The sequence below is a fragment of the Chryseobacterium sp. II3a genome, from assembly GCF_057815135.1.
On the sequence record NZ_JBYPZJ010000012.1, the window covers coordinates 85,787 to 102,682 of the forward strand.

Here is a 16,896-nt window from a genome sequence, read left to right on the forward strand (position 1 = left end):
AAATTTTTCATTAATTTATATCTTTTCAATGTGAAATATCACTAATTTTATATTTCCAACAAATTAATAACTTAAACAAAATCAGTATGAAAAAATTAAAAAGACAAGAATTAAAGAAAATTGAAGGCGGATTGCTACTTCCTATCATTGAATGTGATGAAAACTGGAACTGCCCTAACGGTTTATGCTGTACATCAGGAATGATTTGCAGAGATCCAAGAAGATACCCTTGTATTTAAAGCAAAACGGAGTTACTCTCCGTTTTTTTTATGAACAATATCTTAGTTTTACTTTTATTCTTTTTCCCTTACATACACAATCCGTAAAAATACGGTAAAAATAACAGTGTAATTCCCTATTCCCTATCCTATTTACTCCCATATTTTTTTACGAAATTTGCGAAAACACGGATGCTCTATTATAAAACTAAGTTATGAAAACAGAAACTACTAATGAACAAGAGCCTCTAAGCTCAGGAGCAATGTCAAATGATCTTATCAAAGCTCTCATTGACAACTATCGTCAAAACCAAATGACTGCCATTAATGAAACCATGGGAATAACAGATGCCAATTCTATATGGTTTGATCTTACCAAGCTGAAAAACTTCATTAAGAAGTTAGAACATGAAGCCCTAAAAATAAATCCTGAATGTACCCAGGAAGATCTGGGCATCAGATTTTATTATGCCGCTTATCCGAAAATCGAAAACTGGGACATTATGGAAAGCCATCCTGTTCCCCAAGAATACTCTGAAAGACACACCCTTGTAATGGTGCCTACTTTGAAAAAAGAAACTGAAGAAGGTGAAATTTTACATTTCGATTTCAATTCATTACAACCTAAAAATGGGAAAATAGCTAATCTTGCACTCTCTGCAAAAGGTTCACCACCACCTAAAGGAATCGGTGAAAATCAAGGTACTTTATCTCCTCCAGCAAGCTCAATGGGGATGCTTTAGAATTAATTAAAAGAACTTATTATAAACTATGACTGAATTCCAGAGGTTTTTCGCACAATTTATGTATACCGGAGAGGCTATCGCTGCTTTAGTATCCATTATTTATTTTAACCGTGAAAAAAAACTGCATTGGAAACTTTTTGCTTTATATCTTATTGCTATATTCCTATGTGAATCGTCTGTGAAATGGGCAGAGGAGGAACTTCGTATCGATAGGATTATTTTTTACAACTATTTTGTAATGCCATTGCAGTTTATTTTCTTTTATTGGTTATATGCGATAAAATCTCTGAAGAAACCCAAACTATTCTACATCTTTTCTTTCTTATATTTTGCTGCGTTTATTCCGCAACTCTCACTTTTCGTAGAAAGAAAAGTTGTTTATGCTCCCAATTATACTTTAGGATGTATATTTTTGATGGTACTGGTAGTTATGGAATATTATAAGCAGGTAAATTCAACAGAAATTCTAAAATTCAGTACCAACAGGATGTTTTATATCAATCTGGGTAATACTCTTTTTTATATAGGAACACTCCCGTTTATGACCTTCATGTCTCTTCTTTGGGAATATAGAGATCTATGGGATCTATATTTTGCTTATTTTCAGGTTTCCGGAACTATCATGTATCTTTTATTTGCAAGTTCATTCATATGGGGAAAGCAGAATTAATAATTACAATCATCCTTTTCAATACATTCTTTGTAATGTTTGCCGTTGCTGTTGCCATCTATATCAGGAATTACAGACAGCGCAAAAGAGAATATCTTAATGAAATAGAGATGAAAAATGAAATTCATCAAAGAGAGCTCCTCTCTACTCAACTCGAGATCCAGCAGGCTACCATGCAGCAGATTGGAAGAGAATTGCATGACAATATCGGGCAAAAGCTTACATTGGTAAGTCTATATGTTCAGCAAATGCTTTACGAAAATAAAGTTCCTGAAGCCAATGAGAGAATTGACCAGGTTTCACAAATCATCAATCAGTCACTACAGGATCTTCGCAGCCTCTCAAAAACATTGACCGATGACAATATCAGTCAAAAAGAAATTGTGACTTTAATTCAGGAAGAAGTTGATAATACCAATTCACTGAAAAAATGTCTGATCAGTTTTGAACATAATTTTGATTACCTGGATCTTGGCTTTGTTCATAAAAATCTCTTGTTAAGAATCACTCAGGAATTTATTCAAAACAGCATAAAACACTCTCACTGCAAAAATATTTTCATCAGCTTAAATACTTCTGAAAACATACTTTGGGAACTTACCATTCGTGATGATGGAATCGGATTTGATACAACCCGGACGCAATCAAATGGAATTGGTCTCACTAATATGAAAAACAGAGCTGAAATTATTGGTGCAGATTTCCATCTGGAGAGCGAAAAGAATGCAGGAACCCAACTTAATATTATCTTAAAGAAACAGCCATGAAAAAAACAATTGTAATTGTTGACGACCATATACTTATTGCCAAAGCCCTTGAAGGAATTATTGGCAACTTCACTGAATTTGAAGTGATCTACGTTTGTGAAAGCGGAAAAGATCTGATCCAAAAATTCGAAGAAGGAAATACAATTCCGGATATTATCCTTATGGATGTCAGCATGCCGATTATGGACGGCTTTGAAACCGCAGCCTGGGTTACCAAAAATCATCCTGACATCAAAGTGATGGCACTCAGCATGCAAGGTGATGACAATAGTGTCATTAAAATGATTAAAAACGGAGCAAAAGGTTATCTTTTAAAAAATACCCATCCCAAAGATCTGGAAACAGCATTGATAAGATTAAACTCTGATGGTTTCTTTTACCCTGAATGGGCCTCAAAAATTATATTCTCTAATCTCAACAAAGGGAATGATATTGAAAATGCCATAAAAATATCTGAACGCGAAAAAGAATTTTTAAAATATACGGTTACAGAACTTAGCTATAAAGAAATTGCAGACAGAATGTGCTGCAGCCCCAGAACAGTAGAAAGTTATCGCGACCAGTTATGCGAAAAACTAGATTTGAAAACCCGTGTAGGCCTGGCTGTTTTTGCTATTAAAAATGGTTTTGCGAATTGATTTAAAGTAAAAAAAATTCTATAAAATTCAAAACAACATCATCATTCAAATAGAATCATCCACTTAAATATGAAATAAATTAAGCAAAAACATAAATTAATTAAAATTCAATAAAAAAATAAATAAGCAATATTATAATCAAAGAAATACTAATTTTATTGATTATATTCTAAATAAATATTAAATTTATTTGGATATTAATTTCAAATAATATAATTTCACATCCTCAAAATAGAAAAACGATATGAAAAAATTATTATTTGGAGCACTTGCTCTTGGCTTTATGTCTGCATGTAATAACGACAGCATGACCAATCAGAATGAAGCACAAATCAATTCAGAAACTTCTTCTGCCTTCACTGCAACAGAAAGAAATTGCCCTTCAGAAGACATGAGAAACGAAGCGCTGAAGAATGATCCAGCCTTAAGGCAAAAGGTAGCTGATCTTGAAGCTAATGCTGAAAACTTTGCAAAAAAAGCAGCAATGGGAAAAGTTCTGGCAGATGGAACAGTTGAAATCCCAGTAGTGGTAAATGTATTATATAGTACAGCAACAGAAAATGTTTCAGACGCAAGGATCACAGAACAAATTGATGTGTTGAATGCAGACTACGGAGGAACCAATACCGATGTTTCAAAGATACCTACAGAATTTCAAGGGGTAAAAGCTGGTGATGTAAAAGTAAGATTCAAATTGGTGAATACGATCAGAAAATCCACAACTAAATCATCATGGACCAAAACAGACAGAGATAAAAATAATATGAAACTTGCATCTAAAGGAGGAATTGACGCAACTAATACTGCGAATAATTTCAATATTTGGGTGGTAGGCAGAATGCCGGATACCAGAGGAGATGTTCTTGGATATTCTTCCTGGCCTGAAGATGCAGGAACATGGAAAGATGGTGTAGTTATTGCTGCTCCGTTTTTTGGCAAAACAGGAACTTCTGCTAATTTCAATCTAGGAAGAACTGCCACTCATGAAGTAGGACACTATTTAGGCCTTAGACATATCTGGGGAGATACCACATGTGGAGATGACCTGATTGCAGACACTCCAACACAAACAACTGCTAATACCGGAAATCCGACTTACCCACTTTATAATACATGTTATGGGGTTAAAAGATCTGTAATGTTTATGAATTATATGGATTACTCTGATGATAAATCATTATACATGTTTTCTGCCGGACAAAAAACAAAAATGCAGTCTGTAGTTTCTGCTACCGGACTTAGAGCAGGATTAAGAGTTAATTAAAATTCGTTTAAAATATTTAAAATCTATCTCAAATTGAGATAGATTTTTTTTGCGCTAAAATCAAAATTGTTGAGACAAGCATTATAGACATTCAAACACACTAAAAACAAAGTTATCAGTTTTATATTTAAGCGTGTTACTGACGGACTTAGCGTGAAAAATATTCTATAAATAACAAAGAAATATAATATTATTTTCATTTTGAAATACACTTAAATGTGAAATATAAAACAATAAACCAAAATTGATTAAAATTCAAAACTTACCAAATTACATTACCATATATTCAAACAATCAACCATTAATGTAAATATTTACTAAATAATTTAGAAAATAATTTGCATATTAATTTTAAATAATATAATTTCACACCCTCAACCACATTATATTATAACGATATGAAAAAACTCTTTTTGGGAGCTCTAATTCTGAGCTTTATGTCTGCTTGTAATAATGACAGCATTACCAATCAAAATGAATCTTCAATGAACCCAGAAGCTTCCTCTACTGCTTCAACGGCGAGCCAAAGAAAATGCGCGTCTGAAGAAATAAGAGAAGCAATGCTTTTGAAAAACCCTGCACTCAAACAAAAAATAGCCGATATTGAATTCGGTACTGAAAAATTTGCAGAAAATATTAAGTTTGGAAAAGTACTTGCTGATGGAACCGTTGAAATCCCAGTTGTTTTTAACGTGATCTATAGTACTTCCGCCCAGAATGTTTCTGATGCAAGAATCGCTGAACAAATTGCTGTTTTAAACGCAGATTATGGTGCTACTAACTCTGACATCACCAAGATCCCTTCCGCATTTCAGCCTTCCGCAGCAGGTGATGTAAAAATCCGTTTCAAATTAGTGGCTACGAACCGTAAACAGAATTCAAAAACAGGCTGGAGATCTGACCTTGAGCAAATGAAGAAAGCAAGCACAGGTGGAATTGACGCCACTGATGTAAATAAAAATTTGAATATCTGGGTTGTTAATTCAATTCTAGACGAAAATAACCAGCCTGGAACTTTAGGCTATGCTTATTACCCGGAACACGCAGGGCAATGGTATGATGGTCTTGTAATAGGTTATCAATATATTGGAAAAACCGGCGCTTCAGCTCCGTTCAATCTGGGAAGAACAGTAACACATGAAGTAGGTCATTACCTAAACCTACCACACCTTTGGGGATCATCTGATGCAGGCTGCCAAACAGATTATTCTAATGACACACCAACTTCTCCAGGTCCTAATTACGGAAATCCAACATATCCTTTGAACAGAGTTTGTGGTGGAGTAAGCCGCTCTCAGATGTTTATGAATTATATGGATTATGTAGATGATAAGTCTATGTACATGTTCTCTGCCAATCAAAAAACAAGAATGCAGGCTGTAGTATCAGCATCCGGGCCAAGAGCTGGATTAAGATAATCAACACGATCAGTTTAAATATTATAAAAACATTAAAATAGTCTATCTCAATTTTTGGGATAGATTTTTTTTATATTTTTACGAGATTTTAAAAATAAAGACACGGTGATGAAAAAATCGGTCCTAACATTAGGGATTTTATTACATTTTTGCAGTTATAAAGCACAAGATACCATTCAGCCTCGTAATCTTCAGCAAGATCTTGCTTTGATTAATACAAATACTCCACTAAAAGAACCTACACCTTTTTTTAAAAAGGAATGGGTAAAGAAGTCTGTAGCCCCTGCCATACTTTTTACTGCAGCTGCGGCTACATGGGGAGAAAAAGAAAATATCCGTGAGGTAAGAAACAGATATCTTCCCAATTTCAAAGTCAAATATGATGATTATCTTCAGTATGCTCCTGCTGTAGCCGTTTATGGTCTGAAACTAAGCGGTGTAAAAGGAAGAAACAATATTGGAAGAGCTACTCTGTCCTATGGAGCCAGTTTAGCCATCATGGCTATTTTAGTCAACTCCATTAAATACACTGCTAAAGTTGAACGTCCGGATGGCTCTAAAAATAATTCTTTTCCATCAGGACATGCTGCCATGGCTTTTACCAACGCAAGCTTTCTCCATAAGGAATATGGAATGGTAAACCCAGCCTACAGTATTGCAGGATATGGCTCTGCCACCATTACAGGCCTTGGCCGAAATTTAAATAACAGACACTGGGTACCGGATATTCTTGCTGGTGCCGGCATAGGAATTATATCTACAGAACTCGGCTATTTCTTTATTGATAAAATATATAAGAACAAAGGAGATAATTTAAGCCTTTTATCCAGAATACAAGGGAATGATTATCCTTCTTTTCTTTCCTTAAAAATGGGTACCGCTTTAGGGACTACCAACTTCCTGAAAGAATCGGAATTGGATGACAAAAAGCAAACCGGTTTTGAAGGCGGACTGGAAGGCGCTTACTTCTTTTCAAAAAAATGGGGTGTGGGAGCAGATATTACTTTCAGCAGCTTCCCAATTAAATCTCAAAGAATAACTTTTGATGATGGCCAGGATTTTGGAGATCATGAAATTAAAACACAATCAATGGGCTTTCTGGCTGCAGGGATTGGACCCTATTTTTCTCATGAGTTCTCAGAAAAATGGCAGCTTATGCTAAAGCTAACCGGTGGATATTCTGCTACAGCCAGTGGAAAAGTATTTGTAAAAGGAAACGAAATAGATGCCCCAAATCATGAACTTCAGATAGCCCGATACAAACCTAAACCAGCTTTCCGCTGGAACACAGGCGCTTCTATAACCTATAAATTCAACCCTGGATTAGGTCTTACTTTCTATACAGATTATAACCAGATTAACTCTACAATCCGTTATCATTTCAGCGATGAGATCAAGGAAAGTGCTGAACTGGATCAGGAACTGAACAATCTGATTGCGAAAGAAAAAATAAATTATGTTACCCTAGGTCTAAGATTAACTGCCTATTTTTAAAATAAAAAAGCCTTCAGATTTTGAAGGCTTTCATTTTATAAAGTTTTACTGTTATCTCCCGGTGTATAATCCATGAAAATATCTCCGTCCAGCTTTACGGATTTTACTTTTTTCTTAATAGGAATCACCAGATCCGTTAATTTTTGATCTTTTTCCCAGACAGAAGGTGAAAAATGCAGCTTTTCAGTAGTTCCGTCTTCATAGGACAGCACGGCATCAAACGGAATAGCAAACCCTCCTATATTGGCTACATTTACAGTAAGCAAATCATTCATTTGAGAAGCTCCTGCAACTTTTAGATCAATATAATTATTGGTATAAAACCAATTCTGGAAAAACCAGTTCAGATTCTTCCCGGAACCTGCATTCATAGAATTGAAATAATCCCATGGAACCGGATGTTTTCCGTTCCAGTTGTCCATATAGTGATGTAATGCTTTTTTGAACAATTCATCTCCCAAATAATCCTTTAATGCAAGGTAAGACAATGATGATTTTACATATGAATTATTTCCGTATCCTGAGCCGCTTACCTGCGTACTCATTGTAATAATCGGCTGATCTTGTTCTGCAGAAGGATCATTGATCCATTTTTTTACACGGAAGTTTTTATAAAAATCTTTTGCTTTTTCTTCCCCATTCTCATCAATCCCAATCAGATATTCTAAAGTAGTAGCCCATCCTTCGTCCATAAAAGCATATCTCGTTTCATTGATACCCATATAAAAAGGAAAATAGGTATGTGCAATTTCATGATCAGCGGTAAGTCTAGCATCCTGAAGATTATCAGGAATACTGCTATCATTAATCATCATCGGATATTCCATATCTGCATATCCCTGGATGGCAGTCATTACATTATAAGGATATTCTACTCCAGGCCAGTTTTTGGAAAACCAGTCCAGATTATAACGCATCCAGTCTACATAATGTTCAAAATCTTTCGCTCCTGCTTTATACCCCGCCTGAACGCTTGCTCTTTTGGTTTTAAGCTGAACACTCGCTGCATCCCATACATAATGGTTACTCAGTGCAAAACAGAAATCTGTAATATGATTGGCTTTAAATTTCCAGACATTCCATTTATTTTGCTGGGTAACTTTTCCTGACTTCATTTCCTGTTCTGTAGCAATATGCATTACCTTATCACTTTTTAACGAAGCCTTGTATCTTTTTAAATACTCTGGCTGAAGAACGGATTCAGGATTCAGGAAATCTCCGGTTGCCCACACTACATAATTTTTGGGTGCTGTAATGGCAAAGCTATAATCATTAAAGTCATTATAAAACTCTTGTCTGTCAGAGTGTGGAAGCATATCCCATCCATTATAATCGTCATATACGGAAATTCTAGGGAAAGAATAAGCGACATAGAATGTTTCAGGATCAATCTGTCCTTCTCTTCCGCTCTGCACAGAAAGCGGATATTCCCATTCAATCTTAACCTCAGCTTTGGACTTCGATTTTAAAACTGATTTTAATTTTACTTTTTCAACGGTTCCCCAATCTTCACTATCGATATCATATTTTTCTCCATTTACAATAAATGATTTGATTTTCAACCCAGTAGACAAAAAATCTTTAGAAACTGATCCTGATCTCGGAGATTGAGGTTTATGTAAGTTATTTACAAATCTTATCGCTAATTCATTAAGATTATCGGGACTATTATTGGTATAAACAATAGTTTCTTTCCCAGAAACAGTCTTTGTATTAGCATCCACTTTTACGTCAACATTGTAAATCCCTTTATTCTGCCAGTAGTTTTTGCCAGGTGTACCAGAAATATCACGGGTTCCTCGTTCATAAGCTCTTTTAATATTTCTCGGCATATACAATTCCTGAGCGGAGAGTTGCAGCAATGAAACAACCACCAGCATTCCGGAAAAAATTCTCTTCATAATAATCTCTTTTTTAGATAAGTATCAAAAATAGCGAAAATGTAACATCAAGTGAGAATTTCTTTTATAATAATGTTTTATGATAATTAATTTTCTATTTAAAATATTCTAAAAGTTCTGGAGATGGAAGATGGGAGTTATGAAAGTCATTAATCAAGGCTAATTCCTTTTTAAAGTAATTTGATTGTATGATAGCTGTAATCATCCCGCCTAAAACAAACTTATGCTGAATCTTGATTTTCTTCCCTCAAACTTAGATTAAAGTCTATCCTGTTCAGATGTTTTTTTGATGGTTTTAGCATTCTTCACAGATTGATTTCCAAAGTTATATTTCAGTGACAGTGTGAATCCCTGAGTATCCGAATAATCCAGGAAATAATTATCCTGATTGGCATACCTGGTAGAAACTTTCTCTCGTGTAGTTTTAAAAATATCACTTACAACTAATGATGCTTCCAGCTTTTTATTGAAAAATTTTCTGTTCATCACAAAATATGCAGACCAACTGCTGGAAATTCTGAAAGGTCCCTGTATTCCCGGAGAGAAATACCGATGTCCTATTTCCATTTTCCAATCCCTGTTTTTATCCAGAGTAAAGCTGGTAGAAATATTAGATACCCAATTCCAGACTTTATTCTGATGTAATATTCCGTCTACTCCATTGAAGTAGTTTTCGTTGCGTTCCAGATTTTCGGATAAAACAGCAGTCCACCAAGGCTTTATTTGGAAATTTTTATATAAACTCAGTCCAAATGCCTGACCTTTTTCAATATTCGTAAAATGGTATACAACATTGTTCGTTTCCGGAATCTGATATGAAATTTCCATAGATGGATACAGCTCTTTGCGGTAATAAAAATCCAGATTCCAATTCTTCCAAGAGTAGGTAAGATTTAGATTATGAATAATGGTGGCTTTCAATTGAGGATCTCCCTGAAAATAGGAAAACAGGTTGTAATAAGATTTTGCAGGATTCAACCATGAGTAAGAAGGTCTGCTGATTCTTTTTCCATAAGAAAACCCAAATTCTTGTTTATTCCCTGTGGTATACTGAGCATAAAAGGTTGGAAAAAAATTCCAATAGTTATTTTTATTTCGGGTATAGGGTTCTGAAACAATCCCCTCAAGGTCTGTCATTTCCGCACGAAGCCCTCCTTTAAAGTTCCATTTTCCAATATTATATGATAGTGAAGAGTATAGTGCAAAATTATATTCTTTATAATCAAAATCACTGCTTTTTTCAGGTCTGAATTCCATCAATCCATTTTCATTATCAGAGAAATCAAGTTTACTGTTCGTTTTTACAAAACTATATTTTGTACCGGATTCCCACTCCAGCTTTTCGCCCTTCCATTGATAATCCAATTGAGTAGAATACAGCTGAACATCAGCTTTATTCTGGGTCAGAAAATGGTCTTCTCTTGGGGGCTGCCCTGCAAAGTTCAGATGAGTGGTGACATTTTGGTATTTATCAGTATTATTTCCTGTAAAATAATTGATCCAGGAAAGGCTGCTTTTTTTATTCAGCTTTCGGTCTATCTGAAAACTAATTGAATTATTATTGGAACTTGATTCGTGATCATTGAATGTTCTGTAACGAGATTCTACCACATCTTGATTGTTGTAGATCAATGTAGGCACATCATAGACTCCATGAGACTTTGGAGAAAAATACCCTGAATAGTTGAGGCTTAAGCTGGTCAAACTGTCCAACTCATATTCTACATTAAGGTTCAGGGTATTCTGGTTAGTGTTTTTATCCTTCCTATTCATCGTGCTGATCCACCGGGTTTGGCTTTCGGGATAATAGACATAGTCAGATCCTTCGCGCAAATAAGTTCCCATTCCTTTATAGTAACTTGCCATGATGGATAGCTTATCTTTCTTATAATATTGCGACAGTCCAAAAACTGCTTTTGCATATTGGGTCTGAACATATTTTGAAGACAAAATTCCCCGATAGCCCTCAATTTTGTTCTTTTTCATCACAATATTCAGCACTGCACTTCCTGAAGCTTCATATTTCGCAGGTGGATTGGTAATCACTTCTATAGATTTCACTTCATCCCCCTGCGTGTTTTCCAAAAGGTTTTTCAGTTCATCACCGGTCAGCATTATTTTTTTATCATTGATCGTGACCAGAATTCCTGTGCTTCCTTTCACAGTCAGTACACTATTGTTTACAGTAACATTAGGAGTATTTTTTAAAATTTCCCATGCATTAAGTGATGATATATTGCTGTTTTCTACATTAAACTCCAGGCGGTCCACTTTTCTTTTCACTGATGGTTTTCGCTGAGTCATTACAACACCTTCTATCTCCTTAGCCTCTCTTTTTAAAATAATTTGTAAGGTTTCAGGGTTTTCCAGATCCAGATTCTTTTCAAATAAAGAATACCCATCATTCTTCACCATCAACTTTACATTTTGATCACTGATTCCTTCCAGAATAAAACCCCCATTGCTATCTGTTTTCAAATCTTTGATTAATTCATTTTTGGAATTATAAAGAACTACGTGCACTGCTGAGAGTTTTTCATTTTCGGTATTCATCACCGTTCCTGCAATTTTTTGTTTTTGAGCCAGCATCGTTATGGGAAGACACAGAAAAAGAAGAGTTTTGTTCATGATTATATTTTTAAGAATATAAAAAAGACTAGTTTGTTTTTACAGGACAAAATTCCAAATTGGGCTGGAGAATTTCGGTTAACGAAAGGTTAATGATGGGTTAACGTCTTTTCGCTTTCTCCTTAAAACATAAGGTTAATAAAAGGTTAATGAGAAAAATACCATTTCAATAGAATCCTAAAGCTTTATCTTTGTTTTAATGATATCTAAGAGTAAAATTCTCATTCCGGTTTTTGCTGCCTTATTCCTACTTTTACTGGGAATACAGGTTTACTTTATGTATAAAACCTATCAGGTCAAAGAAAGAGACATCTACAGATCTGTCAATGACGGGCTTACCAACTACTCTGATAATCTGGAGGATATTCATGAGATCAAGGAGTCAAAGGATGATGCCCTTCAGGAAATTATTATCAAATATCATAATAAAGAGATCAGTAAAAAGGATTTTTTAAGGTATTTCTTAGAAAACAGAAAAATAGCCAAGGAGAGACTTATCCGCTATATTGAGAGCCGAGCTGAGAAAGATGGTTATGACATTTCTGCAAGAATCCGTTATCTCTCTATTGTTCACCTTCCGGACAGTGCTAAAGTGATCACTGAGCCTATTGTTATTTTTGAAACAAAAGATAAGATTAAGAAGCCTCACATAGCCAGCAACGGAAGCTGGGAAACTTCCACAACCAAAAGAAATGATTCAGACAAAGGAACCGTTAAAAGAAGCAATACCTTTCTGGTTAAAACCCAAACTGATTTTGAAATCAGAAATATAAAAAATGTTGTTTTCAAAGAACTTGCGCTATTAATTATTTGCTGTATTGCCCTTCTTTCAGGTGTTCTTCTATTATATATTTTCACGATCAAAAACCTCATCAAACAGCAAAAACAGGTAGAAGTTCTCCACACTGTTGTGGATAACATCTCGCATGAGTTTAAGACTCCAATTGCAACCTTAAAAATAGCATCAAAAACGTTAAAAAAAGGTTGGAATCCTGAGACTCTTCCCTTGATTGACCGACAAATTTCAAGACTCGAAAGCTTGATGATTCAGCTCCATAAAGATGAAACACCGGAAGATATGATTGCTATTGAGCCCGAAGATTGGTCATTTTTCATTCAGGACCTTTCTTTCACTTATCCACAAATAGATTTTAAATTAGATAATAAAGTCACCAGCCAGCTTCCGTTTGATAAAAATCTTATGGAAACAACTGTAAAGAATCTGTGTGAAAATAGTATAAAGTATGGAGCATCAGCCGTGACCATCAATACCAACAGTGCTGCTCAGCATCTAAAAATTGAGGTTTCTGATAATGGCCAGGGTATGGAACGTAAAGAACTGAAAAACATTTTTGAAAAATTCTACAGGATACAGGCCAATAATATTCATAACAGCAAAGGACTGGGGCTTGGGCTGTATTTTGTAAAAGAAATCATTACCTCCTATCACGGTAAAGTTGACGTATCCAGCCAACCGGGTATTGGAAGTACTTTTAAAATAACCATCCCTTATGAAAACTAAAATCCTGCTGGCAGAAGATGACTCTGATTTCGGAATGATTCTTAAACAATATCTTGAACTGGAAGATTTTGAGATCAGCTGGTTCCAAAACCCTGAAGATATCATACCGATTATTTCCACTGATTTTCCTTTTCAGATGGGAATTCTGGATGTGATGATGCCCAATATTGACGGTTTCTCCCTTGCAAAAATGATCTTAAAAGAGAAAAATAACTTTCCTCTTTTATTTTTAACTGCAAAGAATCAGAAAATTGACCGCCTAACCGGATTAAAAATAGGTGCTGATGATTATATTGCCAAACCCTGTGATCCTGAAGAACTGGTATTAAGAATAAAGAATATTCTGAAAAGAACATCACCACCGGCTATAGAACCTCAAGTGAAAATTGGAGACTACTTGCTGGATACTCAAAAACTTCTCTTATCTCATCCTAACGGCAATGTACGAATGACGGTTCGTGAACAGGAATTGCTTCTCTATCTTTTGAAGCATAACCATACTACGATCACAAGAAATAATATTCTGGATAACCTGTGGGAAACCAACGATTATTTTACAGGAAGAAGTCTTGATGTATTTATCAGCCGACTTCGTAAATATTTCAGCAATGACCCGAAAATAAAAATCCAATCCCTCAGAGGAATTGGATTTGAGATTGATTTTCCAACCCACTAATTCTTAGAAAGAAAGTTTTACGATAACCGGAAAATGATCCGATGGATAAAGTAAATTCTCTCTTCTATCATTGATATGACGGTGAGATCTTATTGTAAAGCCATTGGTAAAAATATAGTCTATTCTTTCTTTAGGCACTTCATTTACATTAAAAGCCGTAAAAGTTCCTATTGGTCCGTAATGCTTCGTTTCTGAATGATAAAAGGTATCCTTCATATTTTGAGAAAGGATTTTAACAGGTTCCGTATCATCTGTAAGATTAAAATCTCCACTTACTGTTATCGGGAGATTCTTTGGATTCAGTTCTTTGATTTTCTTCAAAATCAATTCTGAGGACTTTACCCGGGCAACATTTCCAATATGGTCGAAGTGAAGATTCATCGCAAGGAATTCTTTTTTCGATTTTTTATCTTTGAAAACAGCATAAGAACAGATTCTGTTCAAAGCTGCATCCCATCCTTTTGAGGGTTTTTCGGGCGTTTCAGATAACCAGAACGTCCCCGATTTTACTACTTCCAATCTTTGGGTATCATAAAAAAGAGCGGAAAACTCTCCTTTTTCCTTACCGTCATCTCTCCCAACTCCGATATATTCATAATTCTTCAATCCATTTTTAATATCCTTCATCTGCTCCGGAAGAGCTTCCTGAACACCGAAATAGTCAGGATGGTAATACATTAAAAGGTCCGCAACATCCTGTTTTCTCTCCGGCCATGCATTTTCTTTGTCTGAAGCAACATTCAGCCTGATATTAAAACTCATCACCGTAAGATCCTGAGAAAATCCCAATGCAAATAACATCAGGAATACCATTGAAAATCTGAAATTCATAATCTATTTTATCAAGTTGAGACAAAAATAAGACTTCTCTGTGATAGAGAAGTCTTATTTATATGATAATAATGTTAAATTATTCTTTTTAAATGATGAATATTACAAAACCAGACTGTTATTATTCAAATCAGTATCAGAGATTTGGGAATCTGGATCTAACTTAACTTCTTTAATTTCTTTATTAGAATCTACTTTGAAGGTCCATTCTGTATTTCGTTTCCAAACTTCGATAGGAATTTTCACTGTATTTGCTGTTCCATCTTTAAACCTCAGCTGAACTGTAGTAGGTACAGGCAGTTGCCCAATATTTTCAATCGTTATCTGAACTCCTTTTTTAAAGTCTCCATCAATATATTTCGCACTCTTTATCCCTTGATCGATTTTCCATTTATTGAAAAACCAACCTCTCCAAAACCAGGTTAGTTCTTCTCCTGAAACATTCTCCATTGTATGAAAGAAATCCCACGGAGTAGGATGCTTGAATGCCCATCGGTCAATATAAGCTCTGAAAGCTTTATCAAATTTTTCAGGTCCTAAAATTGATTCTCTTAAAATAGATAATCCGGCTCCAGGCTTATAATATGCCAAAGCAGCAATACTTCTTTCTTTCATATTATCCGGTCCCACCATAATAGGCTCCAGATTATCATTCATGAAGTAGCTTCCCGATTGTCCTAGATTCTTTTTTCTGTAATATTCTCCTTTATTGAAGGCTTCTGTTGAAATTCCGTTGATAAATGTATTAAAACCTTCATCCATCCAAGCAAATACCCTTTCATTAGATCCTACGATCATCGGAAACCAGTTGTGCCCAAACTCATGATCTGTGACTCCCCAAAGCTCTTCTTCTTTCGAATCCATATGACAGAAAACAATTCCCGGATATTCCATTCCGCCTTCATTCCCAGCCACATTGGTTGCTGCAGGATACGTATAACCATACCATTTATTGGAATAATGTTCTATAGCAGCTTTTGTATATTCGGTGGATCTTCCCCATGCTTTTTCCCCCGCACTTTCTACAGGATAGGCAGAAATAGCTAATGATTTTTTACCATTCGGAAGATTGATTCTTGCTGCGTCCAAAATAAATCCTGAAGAGGATGCCCAAGCAAAATCGCGGGCTTGGGTAATCTTGAATTTCCAAGTTTTTGTTCCTGAAGATTTATTTTTTCCTATTTCAGATTCTGGGCGTATCATGACTGTTTTATCACTATTTCTAGCCTGATTCCATCTATTTGTCTCTTCTTTACTGTATACTTCATTCTCATTCAGAAGCTCCCCTGATGCTACAACGTAATGATTGGCGGGCACTGTAATAGTAGCCGTAATATCTCCATATTCCAGATAAAATTCGGAAGCGCCTACATAAGGAAGGGTATTCCAACCCATTACATCATCATACACACACATTCTCGGATACCATTGTGCCATGGTAAAGATTTTCCCATTCTTAGTATCCTGTACTCCCATTCTGTCTGACCCGTATTCTGGTGAGACAAAGGAATATTCGATAGAAATTTTTGCCACTCCGCCTCTGGCTTTAAGTTCACCAGGCAGATCAATCTGCATTCTAGTATCTGTAATGGTATATTTTACTGCTTTACCATCAAGTTTTACAGATTTAATGGTATATCCACCATCAAAAGTTTCTCCATGCGCTCCATTCCTACTTCCTGACAATGGAACAACGGCATTCCCACGGGAATCTTTCGCAAATAGGTTCTGATCAAGCTGCAGCCAAAGAAAGCCAAGTTGATCAGGGCTGTTGTTTGTATATTTAATCTCAGCCGTTCCTGTAATCTCTTTTTTACTTTCATTCAAGCTGACATTCAAATGATAATCTGCTGAGTTCTGCCAATAAGCATGTCCCGGTTGTCCGCTTGCAGAGCGGGTTTCCGTACCTGTCTGAGGATAGAAGAATGGTTTAAATGCTTCTACATAATCATACTTTGGAGTTTCCTGTGCTGATACAGATCCCGAGAAAAAGAAAACTGTAATAGCCGAAACAAGGGTTGGAAGTTTTAAATTCATTTGAAAAAATTATACTAATGTAATGCATAGGTAAAAAAAATGCCCGGAATTGTAACAATTCCGGGCTATTTTTTTAAATAAATTAA

At 35.4% G+C, this 16,896-nt stretch carries 14 protein-coding genes; 10 read left to right on the forward strand and 4 right to left on the reverse strand.

Annotated features, from left to right (window positions below):
- The first annotated feature begins 86 nt into the window (after positions 1–86).
- The 8 genes from AC3HD6_RS21430 to AC3HD6_RS21465 all read left to right on the forward strand — a co-directional run bounded on the left by AC3HD6_RS21430 (position 87) and on the right by AC3HD6_RS21465 (position 7,215).
- A complete protein-coding gene (locus AC3HD6_RS21430; RefSeq protein WP_488898165.1) occupies positions 87–239 on the forward strand; it encodes a hypothetical protein in 153 nt (50 codons plus the stop codon).
- A gap of 194 nt (positions 240–433) precedes the next feature.
- Complete coding sequence (locus tag AC3HD6_RS21435; RefSeq protein WP_488898166.1) at positions 434–961, forward strand: hypothetical protein; 528 nt, start codon at positions 434–436, stop codon at positions 959–961.
- 28 nt (positions 962–989) lie between these two features.
- On the forward strand, positions 990–1,634 hold the full coding sequence (locus AC3HD6_RS21440) for a hypothetical protein (protein WP_488898167.1): 645 nt from the start codon (positions 990–992) through the stop codon (positions 1,632–1,634).
- Positions 1,616–2,401, forward strand: coding sequence for a sensor histidine kinase (locus AC3HD6_RS21445; protein ID WP_488898168.1), 786 nt, complete (start codon positions 1,616–1,618; stop codon positions 2,399–2,401). Before AC3HD6_RS21440 ends, AC3HD6_RS21445 begins: the two co-directional genes overlap by 19 nt.
- Positions 2,398–3,039, forward strand: coding sequence for a response regulator transcription factor (locus AC3HD6_RS21450; RefSeq protein WP_488898169.1), 642 nt, complete (start codon positions 2,398–2,400; stop codon positions 3,037–3,039). The genes AC3HD6_RS21445 and AC3HD6_RS21450 overlap by 4 nt, the downstream gene beginning before the upstream one ends.
- 244 nt (positions 3,040–3,283) lie before the next feature.
- Positions 3,284–4,303 (forward strand): zinc metalloprotease, encoded by a 1,020-nt coding sequence (locus tag AC3HD6_RS21455; protein ID WP_488898170.1) that lies wholly within the window; start codon positions 3,284–3,286, stop codon positions 4,301–4,303.
- Between the two features lie 398 nt (positions 4,304–4,701).
- Positions 4,702–5,721, forward strand: a complete 1,020-nt coding sequence (locus AC3HD6_RS21460) for a zinc metalloprotease (RefSeq protein WP_488898171.1) — start codon at positions 4,702–4,704, stop codon at positions 5,719–5,721.
- Between the two features lie 108 nt (positions 5,722–5,829).
- Positions 5,830–7,215 carry a phosphatase PAP2 family protein gene (locus AC3HD6_RS21465; RefSeq protein ID WP_488898172.1) on the forward strand — a complete coding sequence of 462 codons (1,386 nt, stop codon included), beginning with the start codon at positions 5,830–5,832 and terminating at the stop codon, positions 7,213–7,215.
- 35 nt (positions 7,216–7,250) lie between these two features.
- On the opposite strand, the gene AC3HD6_RS21470 is transcribed toward AC3HD6_RS21465, so the two are convergent.
- Positions 7,251–9,116, reverse strand: coding sequence for a M1 family metallopeptidase (locus AC3HD6_RS21470; protein ID WP_488898173.1), 1,866 nt, complete (start codon positions 9,114–9,116; stop codon positions 7,251–7,253).
- Between the two features lie 258 nt (positions 9,117–9,374).
- The gene (locus AC3HD6_RS21475) at positions 9,375–11,744 is read right to left on the reverse strand and encodes an outer membrane beta-barrel family protein (RefSeq protein ID WP_488898174.1); all 2,370 of its coding nucleotides are present in this window, start codon (positions 11,742–11,744) and stop codon (positions 9,375–9,377) included.
- A 199-nt stretch (positions 11,745–11,943) separates the two neighbouring features.
- Here AC3HD6_RS21475 and AC3HD6_RS21480 point away from each other — a divergent pair, with 199 nt between their 5' ends.
- Positions 11,944–13,266 carry a sensor histidine kinase gene (locus AC3HD6_RS21480; protein WP_488898175.1) on the forward strand — a complete coding sequence of 441 codons (1,323 nt, stop codon included), beginning with the start codon at positions 11,944–11,946 and terminating at the stop codon, positions 13,264–13,266.
- Complete coding sequence (locus AC3HD6_RS21485) at positions 13,256–13,942, forward strand: response regulator transcription factor (protein WP_488898176.1); 687 nt, start codon at positions 13,256–13,258, stop codon at positions 13,940–13,942. Before AC3HD6_RS21480 ends, AC3HD6_RS21485 begins: the two co-directional genes overlap by 11 nt.
- A gap of 3 nt (positions 13,943–13,945) precedes the next feature.
- Here the strand turns inward: AC3HD6_RS21485 and AC3HD6_RS21490 are convergent, their stop codons facing one another.
- Positions 13,946–14,773, reverse strand: a complete 828-nt coding sequence (locus AC3HD6_RS21490) for an endonuclease/exonuclease/phosphatase family protein (RefSeq protein WP_488898177.1) — start codon at positions 14,771–14,773, stop codon at positions 13,946–13,948.
- A gap of 102 nt (positions 14,774–14,875) precedes the next feature.
- Positions 14,876–16,810, reverse strand: coding sequence for a M1 family metallopeptidase (locus AC3HD6_RS21495; protein ID WP_488898178.1), 1,935 nt, complete (start codon positions 16,808–16,810; stop codon positions 14,876–14,878).
- Between the last annotated feature and the right edge of the window lie 86 nt (positions 16,811–16,896).